At 73.0% G+C, this 18,045-nt stretch carries 15 protein-coding genes; 3 read left to right on the top strand and 12 right to left on the bottom strand.

From position 1 onward, the window contains the following. Positions 1-163 precede the first annotated feature (163 nt). Both AB0D85_RS08230 and AB0D85_RS08225 read left to right on the top strand, forming a co-directional pair. Entirely contained in the window at positions 164-694 is a 531-nt protein-coding gene (locus AB0D85_RS08230; RefSeq protein ID WP_362315490.1) for a ParH-like protein, read from the top strand. Continuing rightward, entirely contained in the window at positions 687-1,889 is a 1,203-nt protein-coding gene (locus AB0D85_RS08225) for an MAB_1171c family putative transporter (protein WP_362315487.1), read from the top strand. Before AB0D85_RS08230 ends, AB0D85_RS08225 begins: the two co-directional genes overlap by 8 nt. Here AB0D85_RS08225 and AB0D85_RS08220 read toward each other — a convergent pair. Further along, entirely contained in the window at positions 1,886-4,276 is a 2,391-nt protein-coding gene (locus tag AB0D85_RS08220; protein WP_362315484.1) for a LuxR C-terminal-related transcriptional regulator, read from the bottom strand. The two genes, AB0D85_RS08225 and AB0D85_RS08220, sit on opposite strands and share 4 nt — an antisense overlap. A gap of 205 nt (positions 4,277-4,481) precedes the next feature. Between AB0D85_RS08220 and AB0D85_RS08215 the strand changes: the two genes are divergently transcribed. Beyond that, positions 4,482-4,958, top strand: a complete 477-nt coding sequence (locus AB0D85_RS08215) for a helix-turn-helix domain-containing protein (protein ID WP_362315481.1) — start codon at positions 4,482-4,484, stop codon at positions 4,956-4,958. 101 nt (positions 4,959-5,059) lie between these two features. Here AB0D85_RS08215 and AB0D85_RS08210 read toward each other — a convergent pair whose 3' ends face one another. From AB0D85_RS08210 to AB0D85_RS08160, 11 genes are all read right to left on the bottom strand, one after another. Then, positions 5,060-5,746 (bottom strand): 2OG-Fe(II) oxygenase, encoded by a 687-nt coding sequence (locus tag AB0D85_RS08210; RefSeq protein ID WP_362315478.1) that lies wholly within the window; start codon positions 5,744-5,746, stop codon positions 5,060-5,062. A gap of 87 nt (positions 5,747-5,833) precedes the next feature. Beyond that, positions 5,834-7,507: a B12-binding domain-containing radical SAM protein gene (locus tag AB0D85_RS08205; protein ID WP_362315475.1), complete on the bottom strand. Its 1,674-nt coding sequence runs from the start codon at positions 7,505-7,507 to the stop codon at positions 5,834-5,836. A gap of 64 nt (positions 7,508-7,571) precedes the next feature. After that, positions 7,572-10,688 carry an AAA family ATPase gene (locus AB0D85_RS08200; RefSeq protein WP_362315472.1) on the bottom strand — a complete coding sequence of 1,039 codons (3,117 nt, stop codon included), beginning with the start codon at positions 10,686-10,688 and terminating at the stop codon, positions 7,572-7,574. Between the two features lie 145 nt (positions 10,689-10,833). Next, complete coding sequence (locus AB0D85_RS08195; RefSeq protein ID WP_362315470.1) at positions 10,834-11,037, bottom strand: aroma-sacti cluster domain-containing protein; 204 nt, start codon at positions 11,035-11,037, stop codon at positions 10,834-10,836. A 74-nt stretch (positions 11,038-11,111) separates the two neighbouring features. Beyond that, positions 11,112-12,389 carry an MFS transporter gene (locus tag AB0D85_RS08190; protein ID WP_362315467.1) on the bottom strand — a complete coding sequence of 426 codons (1,278 nt, stop codon included), beginning with the start codon at positions 12,387-12,389 and terminating at the stop codon, positions 11,112-11,114. Continuing rightward, on the bottom strand, positions 12,386-13,090 hold the full coding sequence (locus tag AB0D85_RS08185; protein ID WP_362315464.1) for an iron-containing redox enzyme family protein: 705 nt from the start codon (positions 13,088-13,090) through the stop codon (positions 12,386-12,388). The genes AB0D85_RS08190 and AB0D85_RS08185 overlap by 4 nt, the downstream gene beginning before the upstream one ends. Further along, positions 13,087-14,121, bottom strand: a complete 1,035-nt coding sequence (locus AB0D85_RS08180) for a radical SAM protein (protein WP_362315460.1) — start codon at positions 14,119-14,121, stop codon at positions 13,087-13,089. Before AB0D85_RS08180 ends, AB0D85_RS08185 begins: the two co-directional genes overlap by 4 nt. Beyond that, positions 14,096-15,196 (bottom strand): radical SAM protein, encoded by a 1,101-nt coding sequence (locus AB0D85_RS08175; RefSeq protein ID WP_362315457.1) that lies wholly within the window; start codon positions 15,194-15,196, stop codon positions 14,096-14,098. The genes AB0D85_RS08180 and AB0D85_RS08175 overlap by 26 nt, the downstream gene beginning before the upstream one ends. A 4-nt stretch (positions 15,197-15,200) precedes the next feature. Further along, positions 15,201-15,833 carry a GAF domain-containing protein gene (locus AB0D85_RS08170; protein WP_362315454.1) on the bottom strand — a complete coding sequence of 211 codons (633 nt, stop codon included), beginning with the start codon at positions 15,831-15,833 and terminating at the stop codon, positions 15,201-15,203. Next, positions 15,814-16,773, bottom strand: coding sequence for a S8 family serine peptidase (locus tag AB0D85_RS08165; protein ID WP_362315451.1), 960 nt, complete (start codon positions 16,771-16,773; stop codon positions 15,814-15,816). Before AB0D85_RS08165 ends, AB0D85_RS08170 begins: the two co-directional genes overlap by 20 nt. Positions 16,774-17,190: 417 nt before the next feature. Next, positions 17,191-17,952: an alpha/beta fold hydrolase gene (locus tag AB0D85_RS08160; protein ID WP_362315448.1), complete on the bottom strand. Its 762-nt coding sequence runs from the start codon at positions 17,950-17,952 to the stop codon at positions 17,191-17,193. Positions 17,953-18,045 lie beyond the last annotated feature (93 nt).

Below are 18,045 nucleotides of genomic sequence, written 5' to 3'. Positions count from 1 at the left end.
TGTCGGCGCACAACTGGATGGCTGTACTATCAAAAAACAATATATTTTGATCGTTGACTTGATCCTTCAGAGCGGTTGTCGGGGCGGTCCGGGGGAGGGACGCCGGGCCGCTCGACGGCAGCGGACGCGGAGCGGCGGTGCCGTTCCGATGGGAGGGGTCCTGATGCTCACCGATCGGTCGCACAGACGCATGTGGCGGAGGGTGCGCACCCTCCTGGAGGGGCTCGCACTGCCGGACCCCTTCGACGCCGAGACCTTCCTGGCCCTCCTGGCCGAACGACGTGGCCGCCCGATCCAGGTCCTGCCCGTCACGGTGGACGTGGGGGTCCCGTGCGGACTGCTGGTGACGACCGACCACACCGACTACATCCTGTGCACTCCAGGGACCAGCGCACTGCACCGGCAGCACATCCTCGTGCACGAGGCGGCCCACCTGCTCTGCGGGCACGACCGGTCGCCCGCTCCCGAAGCACCGGGCGTACGCGCGCTGTTGCCCGGACTCTCTCCCGACCTGGTGCGCCGCGTCCTGGGCCGCACCGTGTACGCCGAGTCCGCCGAGCAGGAGGCGGAACTGCTCGCCTCTCTCATCCTGCACCGCGTGCTGAGGGAGGGGCCCGCGCGGGGCCGGGACCACGGACGGGCCGGAACCCTCGTGGGGGCGCCCTCCCGCCGCCCCGAGCGGTCACGTGTCTGACCTGCTCGCGTACCTCCCGGCCGTCGCCGCGCTGTGGCTGGGCTGCTACGAACTCCGTCTGCTGCGCTCCGGCAGCGACTCACCCTTCGCGGTGCGCTGTCTGTGCCGCTTCGGATTCTGCATGGCCGCGGCGATGGCCCTGCTGGCCCCTCCGACGGTGTCCCTGCGGTGGCTGTGGCCGTCGTTCCCACAACTGACCTACCTCCTGGGCCGCGAGATGGAGATGGCGGCCCTCGCCTTCCTCCCGCTGGCCGTCATCGAAATCGGCCTGCCCCGGCCCCGCCTGCTGACCGGACGACGGCACATCGGCGTCACCCTCGTCGCCACCGCGCTGTGCGCGGTGCTGTTCCTCTCCTCCGGCGTACGCACCGGGCGGCACGGCTCGCTTCTCGCGGAGGGGGCCGGAGCGGCGCTCCTCGCCTCCTGCGACACGGTCTTCACCGGCTACAGCCTGTGGTGCCTGGCCGTGTTCCTGGTCCCGGTGCACCGGTTCACCCGCGGGCTCGGTCCGGGCGCGCTGCGCACGGGCCTGCGGTTGATCACTGCCAGTGCCGCGGTGGGCCTCGTCTGGGCCCTGTGGGGCGTGTCGTCGATCGTCACCATGGCCGCCGACCACCGGCAGAGCGCCGGGCTGCAACCGGAGGGCCGGGCCCTCGGTCTGTGCTGTCTGGTGCTGGCTTTCCTGGGCGGTACCGCCGCCACCTGGGTCTCCGTCACCAGCGCGATCGGGCGGCGGCTACGGGCCTACCGCACCTACCGGGCCCTGGAGCCGCTGTGGTCGGCGTTGCGGGCCGTCTCTCCCGGGACGGCCCTGGACCTGGGCTGGCCGACGGTACCTCTGTTCTCCCTGCACCGCTCCGAGTTCGCCCTGTATCGCCGGGTGATCGAGATCCGGGACGGCTACCTGGAACTCCGTTCCTTCGTGCCCGCCGACGCCCGCGCGCTGTCGGCCGCGGCGCTGGACCGGTTCCCCGTGCCGCCCGCGGGCCGTGCGGCGATGGCCGAGGCCGCCGTCATCGCCGCCGCCCTTGAGGCCGCCAGGATCGGCGCCGGTGGCGCCGGCGACCAGGACACCGCGTTCACGTACCCGGCCGACTGTTCGATCGAGGAGGAGGCGGCGTGGCTGGTCCAGGTGGCCGAGGCGCTCACCGTGACCGGGCTGGTGGAGCACATGCGCCACCGGGTGGCGCGCTAGGACGGGATGAGCGTCGGCCCGGACCGGGTGGGAGCGGACGGCGGAAGGGCCGTCCGGAGGAACAGGGGCGGTTCCGGTGACGGGCGCTGGCCGGAGTGGTGCATCCAGCCCGCTATCTCCACTCGGGAGGAACAGCCCAGCTTCTTCATCGTGTCCCGTACGTGGTTGACCACGGTCCACTCCGAGATCGCCAGCCGGTGGGCGATCTGCCGGTTGCTCAGACCCGCCGCCACCAGGCGCGAGACCTCGGTCTGACGAGGTGTCAGCGGGCCGATCCGGGTTCGGGTGTCCGGGGGCAAGAGGGCTGTGGGGGGCGCGGCAGGAGGGGCGGGTGCCGGGACGAGGGAGGCCAGGAGGTCCGGGAACGACGCTCTGGAGCCGTCGATCAGGGCGCGGGCGAAGGCGGCCTCGCCCAGCAGCTCCCGTACCGGCTCCTCCAGTCGGGCCATGGCGAAGTCGGGCGTTCCCGAGTCCTCCGGGAACGCGCAGCGCCAGGTGTGGAAGGCCCCCAGGCCGCGGGCGGTGCCTGTGGCGCGCTCGACGACGTCGGGCAGGGCAGGGCTGCCCAAGGTGGTGGCGATGGCGCCCAGGACGGCTGTCGGGCCCAGGGCGCGCAAAGTCGACAGGGCCCGCTCGCAGTAGTGGGCCGTGGCCTGCGCGCGTCCCTCCGCGGCTGCGAAGACGGCCAGGTGGAGCAGGGCGGTACCGGCGACGAGCGTGTCCCGCCCCTGCTGGGCCGCGGCCAGTACCTGGAGTGCGGTGGTCGCCGCGGCCACCGTGTCACCGAGACGGAATCCCGCGAGCGCGGCCTCCAGCGACACATAGCGGGCCTCGTGGCGATCGCCGTCGGACAGGTGCCGGTCGGCCGCCCCGACGAGCAGCGCGGTGCCGCGGCCCGGGTCGGCGGCCAGGGCGCACAGGGCTCGAAGCCGCGTCACGCGAGCGGACAGCCCCGCGGCCTCGGCGGCATCCGCGGTGATCCGGTCCAGCAGGTCCGTGGCGGCCTCGGGCTGGCCCGCCAGGATGCCCGCCTCGGCGAGCAGCAGGTCGGTGCGGATCCTGTCGTGGTGGTCGGCCGGAGGCCACGAAGAGTCGGGGAGGGGGCACCCCTCGGCCCAGGTGCTCCAGCCGCCCGTGGCCCGCCAGTGGACGCGGATACCGTCGACGAGGTCGAGCGCCTCACCGGTTCGCCCATGGCGGAGCAACGTCTCCAGCGCCGTGCGGAGGTTGCGCTCCTCGCTCCAGAAGGCGGTCAGGCCCGAGCGCTGGTGGCCCGAGGTGATCCGGTCGGCGGCGGCGCGGGCGAGTTCCGCGTAGTAGCGGGCATGCGCCAGCCGGGCCGCGGTGTCCTCGGCCGGCGGGAGGTGGCGCGCGGTGCCGTCCGGCGGGAGCCGCAGCCGGAACCGGGCCGTGCCGTCCAGGCGGCCGGACGGCAGGGTGGAGGCGGTGAGCAGGTGGCCGCGCAGCAGGGTCTCCAGAGCCGAGGAGAACTCCTCCGGCGCGACGGCCGCGATGTGGCGCAGCGCCTCGGGGCCGAAGCCGCCGCTGAACACCTGGCAGCGCGCCAGCAGCCGGACCGGCGCCGCGTCGGCGCCCCGGGCAGGGGTGCCGCGCGGATCGTCACCCGGTGTCGCGGAGGGAGCGCCCTCCTCGGCGCGGACCGGGTGCGGGACGGTCCGGGCGCCCAGCGAGGCCCAGGCCACCTCGGGGCCCTCCAGCGCGGCGACCCGCGCGGTGCGGCAGAGCGCGCCGGGATTGCCGCCCAGTTCGACGCAGGTCCGGGCGATGACCTGCTGATTGTGCAGTTGGAGGGAGAACGCGGGATTGATCGTGCGCAGGCAGGCGAGGTACACCTGCACCGAAGGAACGCGCGCCAGTGCGCCGAGATCCAGCGCCGAGCAGTCGAGCGGCACTGCCAGCGGGTCCACCGGGAAGGGCACGAGGCCGTGGGCCGCGGGGGGCTGGCGGGCCGTGCCGAGGACCACGACGGACGCGACCGCGCAGGCCCGCAGCAGTCGGTGGTGGTCCGAGCGGTCGAGGTCGTCGACGAGCAGGAGGGGCCGGGCCCCTTCCGTGTCCCGGTCGGCGGTGAGGTCGGCGAGGAGGTCGAGCGCGCTGTCCGCGGACGGCTCGGCCGCGGCCTCCAGGCGTACGGTGGTGGCGCCGGTCGACGCGCTGTACGCGGCGGCCGTCTCGGCCGCGAGTCGCGTCTTGCCCGCGCCCGGGACACCGGTCAGCAGCACTCCGGGGGTCGACGGATCCGTCAGCAGGGCCGATAACGCGGCGAGCTCGCCGTCCCGTCCGACCACGTCGACGGGGAACGCGGTGGGCGGGCGCGGAGCGGGTGGGCGGGCGTTCTTCACAGGTAAGGGCACGGGGTTCGTCAAGGACGGCTCCGGGAGGTGGACCCAGGCGGGCGGGGAGAGCCAGGCGGTGCAACTCAGATGAAACGCCGTTGCGAAGTATTCATATCCGTTGACCACTTCAGCATGGCTGCCGACTCCGGGGGTGTCAACTACAGTGAAAGTCAACGGACTTGCTTTCATCTGAGTGGGTAGGCGCACTGGAGGCGGCGACAGAAGGGGGTAGGCGGTGGCCGAAGCGGAACCCACGCCGTCGTCACTGAGCCGGAAGGTGGACGGACTCTTCCGGCTCACCCGCAGGCCCGACGGCCAGCCGTTCAGCAACGAGGAGGTCGCCGCCGCGTGCCGGGAGGCCACCGGGGTGTCCTTCTCGACCACGTACCTGTGGCAGTTGCGCACCGGGCGCAGGAACAACCCGACCAAGCGTCATCTGGAGGCACTGGCCGACTACTTCGAGGTTCCGGTCGCCTATTTCTTCGACGACGAGCACGGTGCGAAGATCGCCGCGGAGATCGAACTCCTCGGTGCCCTGCGGGACGCCGGGGTGCGCAGCGTGGCACTGCGCGCGGTGGGGCTCTCCTCCGAGGCGCTCGGCACCATCAGCGACCTCATCGACGTGATCGCCGTCCGCGAGGCCGCCGCCCGGCGCGCCCGGGGCGCGGGGGAGGACCCGCCCGCGGCGGCACCCGGCGACGACCGGGACTGACGGACGACCGTACGGCGCGGGACGGCCCGTACCGGCGGCGGTCGGGTGGCGGCGGCCAACGGGTGTGGGGGCGGCCCCGGTCAGTGCGGGGGCGGCCCTGCTCAGTGTGGCTGCTCGGCGGGGCGGCGCAGGAAGAAGCCCGCGACGGAGCCCCGGACCCGGTCCCCGGCGTGCGGTTCCACCTTCTTGATCATGTGCGGTACGCCCGACCGCAGGACGACCAGCCGGTTGGGGCGCGGGGCGACGTAGTGTCCGACCCGCGAGGTGAGGTGGGCGTTCTGGTCGGCCGGCCGTGCCCCGGGCGTTCCGCTGGAGACGAGCAGTTCGGCGCCCCAGGACGCCTGCCACTCGGGGTGCGCGTACAGCACGAACGAGGCGGCCCGGTCGCCGGAGTCGTCGTGCCAGGCCAGCCCGGAGCCCTGCGGATAGAGGAAGGGGCGGCAGGTGAAGGCGTGCCAGTCCGTTCCGAACCGCCCGGTCCACGGCTCGATACGGGTCGTCTCCTCGGCCAGTTGTTTCACGACGACGTCGGTCGCCCCGCCGGACGGGTGCAGAGCGTGGTCGGCGAAGCGTCCCGTGAAATGGCCCTCCGGGTCGTTCAGCGTGCCCGGCCCGCTGAGGGGACTGCCGTCCAGCAGCCCGTAGACCTTGTTCCACGATCCGCCCCGGCGGCCGTGCACGAAGTGGTAGTCCTCGGTGCGCAGTCGCTGCCACAGCGAGGCCGCCGCCTCGGGGGCGAGGAAGTCGTCGAAGACGGCGAAGTCCTCCGTGCTCCAGGTGAGTTCCATGGTGTCCTCCGTGGACGGGGAAGGCGGTACGGCAGGGCTAGGGGCAGGGGCGAGGTGGGGTGGGGTGCGAAGGCGGGCCGGGTCCGGTCAGACGGTGGCGGTCCGGACGCCTGCGGGGCCCGCCGGGACCGGTGGCCGTGCGGCCGCCTCCTGGAGAAGCCGCCGCGTCATGCCAGCCGCCCGCCCGTCGCCCGAGCCCAGTACCAGCCGCAGCATCTCGGCCGCGGGCCCCGAACGCCCGTGCGCCAGGTGCACGGTGGCCACGTTGAGGGGGCGCAGCCAGTCCGGCTGCCGGGCCTCCTTCACCGGCCCCTCGTCGATGAAGGTCACTCCGGGACAGTCGGACAGCCGGTCGGCGAGGTGGGCCGCCAGTTCCCGGGGCGGCATCGGCTCGCAGTACACCAGCGGGGTCAGCAGGTCGGCCGCGGGGACGGTGCGGGGGCCGGCGGCGCCGGTCGCGGACAGCGGCCCGTCCGCCCGGTACAGGTGCCGGGGGTCGAGCGGGGTGCGGGCCAGCGGGGTGTGCGGGTAGACCCGCAGCCCGCAGGAGTAGCCCACCGACACACCCCGGTCGGCCAGCCGGCGGATGTGGCCGATCGCGTTCTCCAGGCTGTCGGCCGTCTCGCCGGGCTGGCCGAACAGCACCCCTATCTGTACGTCCATCCAGTCCGGCCGACGGCGCAACAGCAGACCGAAGGTGTCCTCGACATCGGACATCCGGTAGTTCTTGCGGTGCCCGCGCAGCATCCGGTCGTCGAAGGCGTCCACCGAGAAACTCGGACGCACACAGCGGGACCGGATCAGCGCGTCCATCAGCCGCTCGGAGAACGGCCTGACGTTGAAGTAGCCGTGCCAGCTGATGATGTCGCCGTGCCGGCTGCCGGCCAGTGCCTCGCACACCTCGGTCAGCGCCCCTTCGTAGGGCAGGTTGACCTCCGGGGCGGCCAGGTGGAAGTGGGTCAGCCCGTACCACTCGACGTAGTGCTCGGCCTCGGCGGCGACGGCCTGGGCGGGGCGCGCGTCCACCCTGCCGACGTTCACCGGATCGACGCAGTACGAACAGCGCAGCGGGCAGCCCGCATGGCTGCGCAGCGCGGTGGGGATACCCCGGGCCTTGGCGAACAGCACATACTCCGGCGCGATCCGCGGCAGCGCGGTGGTGGGCCGGGACACCACGCCGGGCTTCGGTCCCGGGCCGGGCCGCAGCACTCCGTCGGCGGTGCGCACCAGCCCGCCGGGGAGCGTGCGCAGCGTCTCGGCGATCACCTGCCGTACTCCCCGGGCGCCGCCGTCGGCGACCACGCGCGCCAGCAGGGCGGTGAAGGCCGCCTCACCGGGGCCGGCGAGGCCGAGGTCCAGGCCGAGCCGGTCCATCACCTCCACCGGACAGGAGGTGAACGCCGCGCCCCCCGCCACCACCGGCAGGCCGGGGTCCCAGGCGCGCAGCGCACCGGTCAGCTCGGCGATCGGCGCCAGATAGTCCACCACGTCGATCCACCGGCCGTCCGCGCCGGCCGATGTGTCGCAGGCGACCACGGCGTTGTCGATGTTGCGGATCGACAGGGCGACGAGGTCGGGCCGGGTCCGGTCGAGCACCTCGGTCAACAGGCCGGTGTGGTCGAGCGATTCGAGGAAGGGATTGCACACGGACACCTCGACCGGCAGTCCGCTTTCGGCGACCGCGGCCCGCAGGATCTCCAGGCCGTACGGGCCGACCGGCAGGACCTGGTGCGGATTGGCGTAGAGCAGGAGGAGACGCACGGGCGGCTGCTTTCTCGGAGTTCGCTCGCGGGGGACGGATCGTGCGGTGGGGCGGTGCGCACCGTCATGCCTGCGGGGCACGCACGCCCAGGTCCTGTTTGGCTTCGATCGCCCGGCGGAGCGCGCTGAGCGCCCGTCCGGCCACCGGGAGGCCGGTACGGCGGGCGAGGACGGCGCTGCAGAGCAGTGGTGTGATCACCGCGCCACTGCCGCGCACCGTGCCCAGACGGCGGACCACGGCGTCCAGGTGCGTCGCGGCCAGTTCCGGGTCGTCGGCCCGCAACGCCCCCACGGCGCGGGCCTGCAGGGCGACGGTGTACTCCGCCCAGGCTTCGGGGGGCGGAACGGGCACCTCGTCGAGCGCCGCCCCGCCTCGCGTCCCGCCCGACCGACCTTCGCCGGACGCCTCCCGGGCCAGCTCGGCCTGGAGGCCGGACAGCGATGCCTGGCGGACCATGCCGAGGGTGGCGCAGCGCTCGCCCTGGGCGGTCCACCAGTCGGCCGCGGCAGCCCAGTCACCGGACCGGGCCGCCAGGACGGCACGCCGGCCCGCGATGGTCGCGGCCCCGGTGCCCTGCCTCAGGTCGCGCAGCACCCCTTCGGCCTCGTCCATCGCGGAGTCGGCCGCCGCCCGGTCGCCGGACATGTGGCGCACCAGTGCCAGCGCGACGCCGGTGGCCGAGCTCAACAACCGGGAACCGGCGACCTCCTGGTGCAGCCGCTCGCAGTCGGCGAGTGCGGCGGGGACCGGGGTGTCGCCGTTGACCAGGGCCATCGCCAGGTTGGCGTAGACCTCGGTCAGCCCCAGGCAGGTCCCGGTGCCGTCGGCGGCCCGCAGCGCGGAGCGCAGCGCCTGCTCGGCGGCGGGATGGTCACCCGCCCGCAGGGACTGGAGCCCGGCGTACAGGTGCGCCCCGACGCGGGCCTCGGGCTCCGATGAGGCCACCGCGGCGAGGTAGTGCGGATCGTCCGGCACGGTGGGCGCGTCGCCGGTCACATAGGTGCGGGAATACAGCGAGTTGAGGCGAGCGTGGATCCGGGCGGCCGGGGCGGCCCGATCCGGGTCCGACAGCACACGCTCGACGCGTTCGAGGGCGGCCTGCGGCATTCCCTGGCTGCCCAGGGCGTACGCCTCCAGGACATCCAGGTCGTGGCCCCGCGCGCGGTCCGTCTCCGCCAGTGCCCGGGCGCGTCCGGTGTGCGTCAGCGCCAGTTCGGGTCGCCCACGGGAGAGGGCGAAGCGGGCGGCGACGCCGAATGCGGTCACGGCGGACTCGGCGGCCCGGACCGTCCGGTCGGAGCCAGGCTCCACCCCGCGCAACGCGGTGTGCGCCGCCAGCCAGTGCCCGGCCAGCAACTCGGCGACGGCGGGGCGCCGTTCGGCCAGCGGTTCCAGGGAGCGCGCGAGCCTGGTGTGCGCGTCGGCGGTCTCGGACAGCGTCAGCCGCCGCAGCGCCACCTCGGCCACCACCGGGAAGGCGGGCGCCAGGCGGCCCTTGTGGGCGTCGGCGGACTCCACCAGCCCGGCTTCGAGGAGTTCGGCCGCGGCCACGGCGACCCTGTCGGGCGCCATCAGGGTGCCCAGGTCCTCCAGGGACAGGTCCCGGCCGGCGGCGGCGAGCAGCACCAGGAGTTCCCGCGCGTCGGTGTCCAGCTGGTCCAACCGGGCGCCGAGCGCGGCGTGTGCGCTCGGCGGTGCCCAGTCGTCGCCGGGCTGGGCGAAGCGCCGCAGGGCGACCATCTGTTCGATGTAGCGGGGGATGCCGCCGGCTCGCGAGGCGATCTCCTCGGCGGCGGAGCCGGGGGCGGGAGGGGCCGGGTCGTGCCCCGGGGCCCCGGGGCGGGTGGGCCGGGAGCGGGAGTTGTCGGCGGCACACAGGTCTTGCTGCGCCGCAAGCAGCCGGTGGGCCAGCCGCCGCGCGTCGGCGCGGCCGAGCGGCGGCACGGTGAGCCGGTGGTCCCCCCGGCCGACCAGAGCCTCGGGGGCGGAGACCCCGACCAGCAGCACCACGACCGGCCGCCCCGGTGCGGCGGTCAGCTCGTCGAGCAGGTCGGCCAGTGCCCCGGGGGCCCACTCACTGTGCTCGACCACCAGAAGCAGGGGCCGCGAGCCCCGCAGCCGGTCCAGTGCCGCGGTCAGCGCGCGGCCCAGCTCGCCGCGGTCCTGGGCCAGGGCCTGCTCGGCGCGGGTGGTGGCGCCCGTCAGATGCACCGTCACGTCCACCATGTCCCGGCCCTGCCGCGCGGCGTTCTCGATCTCCTCCAGGAACAGACAGCAGGCCAGCAGCCCCAGTCCGGTCCCGGCGGGCGGGCAGCGCAGGACGGCTGTGGCCAGGCCCGTGCACCGCTCGAGAGCCTCGGCGACCAGCCTGGACTTGCCCACTCCGGAGGGACCCGCGACCAGGATGAGGGTCGGGCCGGTGGCAGCGGCGGCCGCGCCGATACGGGCGGTCAGTTCGCCGACCAGGTCGGCCCGTCCGACGGTGCCCGTCCCCGGGGCCGGGGCACCGGCCGGGCCGACGATCCAGGCCGGGACGGACCGGGCGAAGCCCTTGGCCGCGATCGGGTCGATCGCCCGCAGCGGAACATGGTCCTGCAGTTGGAGCCGGGTGGCCAGGTCCACGATCACCCCGTCGTCGGGTGCGTGCTGTTGGAGCCGCGCGGCCCGGTTGAGCACGGAGCCGATGACGAAGCTCGACGTCCGCCCGCTGACCGCGACATGGCCCGAGGCGACCGCGCACCGCACCGGAAGGTCGCTCAGCAGGAGTTCGCCCAGGCCTCGCGCGTACTCGCCGGTGCGGTGCGCGATGGCGGTGGCGGCGGAGACGGCGGTGGCGGCGGCCGACTCGCCGTGCTCCTCGACGCCGAACACGGCGACGACCGCGTCGCCGATGAACTTCTCCACCTTGCCGCCGTACTGCTCCACCAGCGAGCCGACCAGGGAGAAGTAGCCGTCCAGGACGGCCGCCCAGCGGTCGGGTTCGAGCGAGGTGGCCAGGCCGGTGGAGCCGACCACGTCGCAGAAGACGACGGAGACGAAGCGCAGACCGCTGCCGGGAGTGGCGGGTGGGCCGATCTCGGCCCCGCAGGCCATGCAGAAGCGGGCCGCCGACGGGTTGTCGGCACCGCAGCCGGTGCACAGGCCCGCGGTGGTTACGATGGGACCGGTGGGCTTGCTCATGCTGTTCTCCCCGTTCACTGAGCGGCAACCGGGTGGTTCACGACGCTTGCCCCGTCATGAACCACCCGGTCTGTACTACGGCCCAGACGTCACCGGTCCGGGTGGATGGCCCGGCCCGATGCCGATCCCTGGACGAGGGCCGGCACTACCAGAGGTAGCCGCCGCTGGGGTCGGAGACCACCGAGGAGTGGCCCTCCACGTCCGAACCCGCGGCCTCGACCCGGGACTTGACGCTCAGCAGGACGTTGACCTCGTCCTCGGTGAGGGACTTGAGCACCGCCTGCTGGGCGTCGGTGGCGTCGGTCAGGGAGAAGCCGGCCTCGGTCAGCCTGTCGAGCTTGTCTGCCATGGTGATCTCCTCGGTTGACGAACCTGCGCGTGTCACGCACAGGGCTCTGGTTTCCCGGTGCGGCGCACCGGAGTTCAGGGGGCCGGGCCGGGTGTCGGCTCCTCGGCCCGGCCGGCGCCTTCGGCTGCGGCGGACGGCGGATCGGAGTGCGGTACGCCGCCGAGCCGGACGGCGACCACGACGGCGGTGAGCAGGAGAGCGGCGCCCGCCATCAGCAGCAGGTGCCCGAGCCCGGTCCATACGACCAGGGCCGCCGCCAGCGCGGGTGCCAGTACGTTCAGTACGGTCGGCGCGGAATTCATGAGCGCCCATACCCGGCCGGTCAGCCCGACCGGCGTCTCGGAATGCACGATGGTGGGGAAAGTGACGAGAATTCCGGCACTTGCGATGCCCAGAAGGAAAATTACACACAGCCATACGGTGGAGTCAAGGCGTATTTCTTGGACAATGGCGAATCCGATGGCGACGATGATGCAGCCGATCACCAGGACCGCCCCCGCCATGGTGAGGAAAGGCCGCAGCCGCTCCGCGAAATGGCCCATGAGCAGCGAACCCGCGACCCCGCCCAGTCCGACGGCGGACACCATGTAGCCGATGTACGGCGTGCCCATTCCGAGTGCCGGCACGATCAGGGCGGCCATCGAATCGTAAAGGAAGACGACGAACATTAGGCTGCACATGACGAACAGCAGGGAACGCAGAATGCGTGATCCGAAAACGTGCCGGAATCCTTCTCTCAGCTCTTCGAAATAGTGCAGATCCGTATTCCGGGAAGGTGACGACGTCGTGCGCAGGGCGCGGGCGGTGAGCACCCCGACGAGAAACGTGCACGCGTTGGCCGCGAACACGGCCCGGGGAGACATGAAGGCCACCAGCAGACCACCGAACGCCGGTCCGAGGATCTTGACCGCTTGCATCGCGGTCTGCAGCCGCACCGTGGCGGCCCGGACACCGTCGGGCGGCACCGAGACCCGCAGCTGGATCTGGCCCGCGAGCCCCCCGACCGAGCCCAGCGCCGAACGGACCAGCACCAGCCCGGCCGCCCAGTACACCGTGGGGGCGACCACCAGGCCCAGGGTGAGCCCCGCCTGCACGAGATCGGTGAGGACCAGCACCCGCCGCGACTGCCGACGGTCCACCAGCACCGCCAGGAACGGGGTCACCAGCAGCGGCAGCATGCTCGCGGCCACCACCAGCGCCAGGTCGCCCGCACCGCCGTGCCAGACCGTGGTGACGAGCACCAGCAGCGCCACCTGGTCCAGCCAGTCGCCCAGACCGGAGACCACCGCGCTGGTGTACAGCAGCCAGAAGTCATGGCCCGCCGGCGGGCCCGGAACCCGCGCGCGGCTCATCCGGCCACGGCCACCGGGGAGTGCCGGTTGACCCGGCGGAGGACGTCCTCCATCACCTCGATCAGCCCCCTCAGCGAGTGCAGCGCGCTCACACCGAGCAGTTCCTCCTGCGCCGGGTCGAGCGGCAGCCGGTCGATCAGCCGGTGCACGTCGTCGCGGTGCTGCACATCCAACTGGGCGTGCCGGGCTATGGTGCGGAACGATTCCTCCGGCAGCCCGGTCCGGACCGCGAGGTCGCCGGCCAGCCCGGGACCGGGCGGGTTCCCCTCCAGCACCGCGATGTGCCCCACGAGCGCCACCGGATGCACATGGCGCACCCAGTAGTACTGCGAGCCGACCAGCGAGGCGATGGCCGCCCCCGGCAGCGTCGTGCGCAGCGCCTCGGGATCACCCCCGGCCACCACGTAGTCGTCGGCCACCCACTGGTCGTGCCCGTACTCCTCACGGATGTGCCTGGCCAGGTAGCGGCCCACCAGATCGGCCACCGGGTCGCCCTGACGGGCCGTGCACCGTTCGACGGCCGCCAGCATCAGCGGCACCGTGGCCCGGATCGTCCCGTGCAGCGCCTTGAGCCACTCCAGGTACACCTGGTCGCTGTGCGGATGGGTCCACATCCGCCGGGACGCTGCGTCCACCGCAGGCATCAGCAGCCCGATCTTCTCGCGCAGCACTCGCGATCTCGTCTGCTCCTCCACCGTCATCCGCCTTCCCCCAGGGCCACGCCCAGTGCCGTCACGGAGTCCGCGGCCCGCCCCGGAAGGCCCGCGATGTCGTACGCCTTCCAGCAGCCGCCGCAGACGTTCTCGAAACGTTCCTCGCGCAGGGCCTCGAAGCCGGGCAGATCGGCCACCGCCCCCGGCCCGAGCTGCCCCACCACCCTCAGCAGCGGGTCGTCCCGGAACCCGGCCAGCGCCTGCCCCACCCCCTCGGGCCGCCGGGTCGGGGCACGCAGCGCGGCCGGCCCGTGACCGGTGATCAGCCCCTCGTTGCAGCAGGGGATCACCACCCCGTCGTAGCGGACCGTGGGCGAGCCGAGCAGGGTGCACGCGGCCAGTGCCCCCACCTCGTGCCGGCTCTGGAGGGCGAAGACCCCCGAGCCCCGCCCGTACCGCAGGGGGGTGATCAGCTTGGTCTCCGCCTCGTCGGCCCAGCGTGGACCGAGCGCCTCTTGCAGCAGCCCCTCGGCCACCCGCGCGCCGCCGCCCGTGTCCAGTTCCTGGACGACGATGCCGCAGCCCGCCCGGCGGGCCGCGCGCAGCGCGCCGACGAACCGACGGCTCGACACACCGCCCTGGTGGAAACCGTCCGTGCTCAGGAAGAGCGTGGAGATCCGCGGCAGCAGCCGCCGTACCCAGCCGGGCGCGGAGCCGCTCTCGCGCGCCCAGTACCCGCTGGTGAAGACGACGGTGTCCAGCCCGGCGTCGGTGAACGCCCCGATCGCGTACGGCAGCGCCCGCTGCTCGGCGAAGGGTTCGCCGCCGGAGACCGCCACCGACCGCAGGCCGGGCAGCGCGACGATGCCGGCGACGACGTCGTGGAACGCCTCCCAGTCGGCGACCCTGCCACCGTCCGCGCGGGCGTCCACGGAGCAGTGGGCGCAGCCGACGGGGCACTGGTCGGTGATGTACAGCAGGACCGACTCACCGCGACGGCGGCGCATCGCCTCGGTGTCGGCCAGCGTGGGGCGGCTGCGCACCGCCCCGGTGTCAGCTTGCGTAGGACGGCTGTTCACGGTCCGCCTCCCATCCCAGGGCCACCAGGCCCCCGTAGCGGCCGGAGCGGCGCTCCGAGAACGCGGTCCCGTCCACCTGCTCGACGATGCGGCGGGCGGCGGCCTCCACCAGCCGGCCGGAGTCGGTGCGCAGGTACTCCGTCACCCGCCGCTCGGCCGCGGCGTCGCCGGACAGCGCCACGCAGTTGCCGCACATGCCCTTGTCGCACGGCCCGTCCGTGAACCGGCTCGCCACGAAGCTGGGTCCGAGCACGCGCAGTGCCCGGTACAGCTCCCGGCGCAGGAACTCCTCGCGCAGCTCGGGCCACGACTGGCGGGACGCGTGGCCGAGGATCAGGTGCTCCGGCATGCGCCGCTCCACCAGGTCCTGGTTGCAGCAGGCGTAGACGGTGCCGTCGTAGGTGACCAGCGGCCAGGTGATCCGGTCGCACGGGTCGACGGGCGCGACCGGAACGCCGGACCAGGGCGTGGCCGTCAGCCCGCCGAGCTGGCGGCCTCGTCCGATCGGACTCAACGTGCCCACCAGGATGGGCACTTGGTCGTCGAACTCACGGCGTACGTCGTCGACCAGACCGTGGAGGTAGGGATCGTCGTCCCCGCGCCCGGTGAGCTGGAAGCTGACCTGCGGCACCATCCGGCGTATCCGGTGCATCGCCCGGAAGACGTCGGCCCGGGCCACCTCGCGCTCGTGGAACTCGTCGAGGCTGGCCGCGAAGTGGTCCACCTCGCGGATCGCCGCGGACACCGGGGACGGCAGCCGACGGTTCTCCCGGGCGAACCACATGCCCGACAGCACGTACGAACGGGCGCCCACGGACCGGGCGGTGCGCGCCAGGTCGGCGACGAGCGCGGCCCGCAGCAGCGCCTCGCCGCCGGACATCAGCAGCAGGTCCGGGCGGGTCTCGCGGTCGAAGGACTCCACGAGCCGGCGGAACGGCGTCTCGGGATGCTGCTCGCTGGTGCTGGAGGAGTCGGTGGAGCAGTGGGCGCAGGACAGCGGGCAGCGGCGGGTCAGGGCCAGGTAGAGGCCGGCGGCGGGCTTGTTGCGGATGGCGCCGATTTCCAGCAGGTGCATGGGGTCACTCCCTTCTCGATGACAGGGCGTTGGCGATCTCCTCGAGCGAGGCGAGCGTCCGCGCGACGCCCGGGTCGTCGGTGCTGGCCAGGTCGGCCACCAGGGTGGTCAGCCGTTCGGCGGCCGCCGCGTGCCGTCCGGCGGGGCCGGGTGGCGGGCCCGCCAGCGCCAGGGCCGCCGCGCACTGGCGCGCCAGCTCCGAGACCAGTTCCAGGCCGGAGGTCGTGCTGCGCGGGCCCAGCACCGGGTCGAGCACCTCCAGAACGCCGAAGACGGACCCGCCGGTGTCCAGTGGCGCGGCGATGATGGCTTTCGGTATCCGGCCGGTGGAGGCCGCGAAGTCCCGGTTGAACTGGGCGTGGTTGTCGAGGTCGTCGGCGATCACCGCCTCCCCGCTCTGGAAGACCCACCCGGCTATGCCGCTGTAGTCGGGGATGGTCCGGCCCACCAGGCTGTCCTCCAGGGGATCGGAGATCGCCTCCAGGACGAGTGCCTCGCCCGCCGCGTCGTGCAGGAAGACCGACGAGGCGGGAGCGCTGAAGATCAGTCGGGCCAGCCGTACGGTCGAGCGCAACACCTCGTCGCGCCGGGACAGCGGAGGGCCGCTGAGGGGGGCGTCATACGCCGGATTCGTCATGGCCGGCTCCTTCGGCGGACGGGGTGGACGTGGTGGACGGGACGGGTGCGGCGGATACGTCGGACCGGGCAGGTCGGCCGGGCGGGTACGGCACGGCGGCAGCGGTGACGGGAGTGCGGGCGCGGGGCAGGCCGGGCACGTCGCTGAAGTTGTCCGAGAGGGCGGCGAGAACGTGCTTGACCTCGCTCACCGGAAGACGCGGATGCTTTCCGAGAATCCGGGCCACGAACCCGGTGACATGCGGGGTCGCGAAGCTGTTCCCGGAGAGGAACGAACGGCCCCCGCCCACCCAGGGGACCTCGATCCCGACACCGGCCGCGAAGAACTCGACCGGGGGCTGCGGACTGACCTCGATGCGCTCCGCGTCGGCGACCTCGTGCGACCCGACGGAAATCACCGAGGGAAAGATCCAGGGATAGCTGCGGACCGGGCTGTTGTGCGCCGAGGCCACGATCGCCACCCGGTTGAAGTACGCCTCGTCGGCGATGTCGTGCAGTGCGGCCTTGAACTCGCCCTTGCGTGAGGAGAGGCTGAGGTTGACGACCTGGAAGCGCTCCGCCACCGCCCAGCGCAGGGCCGTCAGCAGCGCGTTGCCGTCGCCCGCGAGCCGCGGCCCGAGGATCCGTACGCTGGTCAGACCCACGTCCGGCGCGATCCGCCGGATGATCGCCGCGCACGCGGTGCCGTGCCCGGCGGCGTCGCCCTGGTCGTCCGGGGCGATCCGGTACCCCGGCCGGCCGTCGCCCGCGGCGCCCTGCTCGACGCGTTCCACCGTGTACGACCCCTCCAGGGGGCCGATCTCGGGAAGTTCCGGCGCGACCCCGCTGTCGATGACGCAGACCCGGACCTCCGCACCGCGCGACCCGCCCCAGGCCCATTCCCGGTCCACCGCCGTGGAGGCCGCGACGGACGACCGGTCGACGAGTTCGCCGGCGTTCATATGGGCGAATCGGATCGTTGCTCGACGTGACGCTGTAGTGGTCAATGGAGCCTTCCGGTCGCTGGTGGCTCTCTCGGATGACGCGATGCCGAACCGTCGGACTGCCGGACCGTCCCGCCGTCGAACAGCTGAGCGGTGCCCGTGCACCGATTCTGTACGAGGCCTTCGGCCCTCGGACATCCCAGTTGTCTGGGGTGCTTTCCAGCAGGTCCTGCCCCTCGCGGCACGGAAACTGACAGTTCTCTGCACCGTCCGTCCCCTCCCGGAACGCCGCAACGGGCAACACTCGACATCCGCTGGTGAAGTGGTCTGGCCGAGAGGAACCATGGGCCGCAGGAGCAGATGGAGTCAGGCAGCGGAGGGGCGGAGTGTTGGCTGTTCCGCCGCCGGAACGTCCGCGCCTGGATTTGGGTGCGGTCAGCCGCGCGCGGCCGCCGCGTGCTTCGCCAGCAGGCCGATGATGTCTGCCTGGTGGTCCGTCAGGTAGAAGTGTCCACCCTCGAAGACCTTGAACTCGAACGGCCCTTCCGTGTGGTCGGCCCACATCTTGGCCTCGTCCGGGGTGACCTTGGGGTCGTCGTTGCCCACCACGCACGTAATGGGGCAGCTCAGTTTCGGGCCGGGCTCGTACCGGTACGTCTCGGCGGCCTCGTAGTCCGCGCGGATCACGGGGAGCGCCATCCGCAGGATTTCGGGTTCGTCCAGGAGCCTCGCGTCGGTGCCGTTGAGGCTGCGCATCTCGTCGATGAGGCCCGCGTCGTCGCGCTGGTGCACCTTCTCGTCGCGTTTGGCGGACGGGGCGCGCCGCGCGGAGACGATGAGGCCCGCCAGGACGACGCCGTGGTCACGCTCCAGCCGGCGCGCGACCTCGAAGCCGACAGTGGCGCCCATGCTGTGTCCGAAGAACAGCAACGGCCGGTCCGTCCAGGGCAGCAGCTCCGGCACGATCTTGTCCGCGAGCGCCGCGATGCTCGTCAGACACGGTTCCGTGCGCCGGTCCTGACGGCCCGGGTACTGCAGGGTCAGCGTGTCCACGGAGGCCGGCATGGCTGCGGAGAGCGGATAGTAGAAGCTGGCGGAACCGCCCGCGTGCGGCAGGCTGACCAGCCTGACGTCGCTGTCCGGACGCGGGTGGAAGCGGCGTATCCACGGGTTGCCCTGCTCGGTCGGCGTGACCATGTCGTGGGTGATTCCTTCCGCGGGCGTACCGGGGGGCGTACGGGGACGGTCTGCCACGACAGTCTCACCCCTGCGAGGAGGTCCCTCACACCC

The sequence above is a fragment of the Streptomyces sp. NPDC048277 genome (assembly GCF_040652235.1).
Lineage (GTDB): Bacteria > Actinomycetota > Actinomycetes > Streptomycetales > Streptomycetaceae > Streptomyces.
The sequence above is the reverse complement of the archived record's forward strand: the minus strand, read 5'-3'. Positions and strand labels throughout refer to the sequence as shown.

Bases quoted from the DNA above. Each gene is read 5' to 3' on its own strand.
- AB0D85_RS08230 (WP_362315490.1), top strand. From the start codon at position 164: ATGCTCACCGATCGGTCGCACAGACGCATGTGGCGGAGGGTGCGCACC.
- AB0D85_RS08210 (WP_362315478.1), bottom strand. From the start codon at position 5,746: ATGGAACTCACCTGGAGCACGGAGGACTTCGCCGTCTTCGACGACTTC.
- AB0D85_RS08200 (WP_362315472.1), bottom strand. From the start codon at position 10,688: ATGAGCAAGCCCACCGGTCCCATCGTAACCACCGCGGGCCTGTGCACC.
- AB0D85_RS08195 (WP_362315470.1), bottom strand. From the start codon at position 11,037: ATGGCAGACAAGCTCGACAGGCTGACCGAGGCCGGCTTCTCCCTGACC.
- AB0D85_RS08190 (WP_362315467.1), bottom strand. From the start codon at position 12,389: ATGAGCCGCGCGCGGGTTCCGGGCCCGCCGGCGGGCCATGACTTCTGG.
- AB0D85_RS08185 (WP_362315464.1), bottom strand. From the start codon at position 13,090: ATGACGGTGGAGGAGCAGACGAGATCGCGAGTGCTGCGCGAGAAGATC.
- AB0D85_RS08175 (WP_362315457.1), bottom strand. From the start codon at position 15,196: ATGCACCTGCTGGAAATCGGCGCCATCCGCAACAAGCCCGCCGCCGGC.
- AB0D85_RS08170 (WP_362315454.1), bottom strand. From the start codon at position 15,833: ATGACGAATCCGGCGTATGACGCCCCCCTCAGCGGCCCTCCGCTGTCC.
- AB0D85_RS08165 (WP_362315451.1), bottom strand. From the start codon at position 16,773: ATGAACGCCGGCGAACTCGTCGACCGGTCGTCCGTCGCGGCCTCCACG.
- AB0D85_RS08160 (WP_362315448.1), bottom strand. From the start codon at position 17,952: ATGGTCACGCCGACCGAGCAGGGCAACCCGTGGATACGCCGCTTCCAC.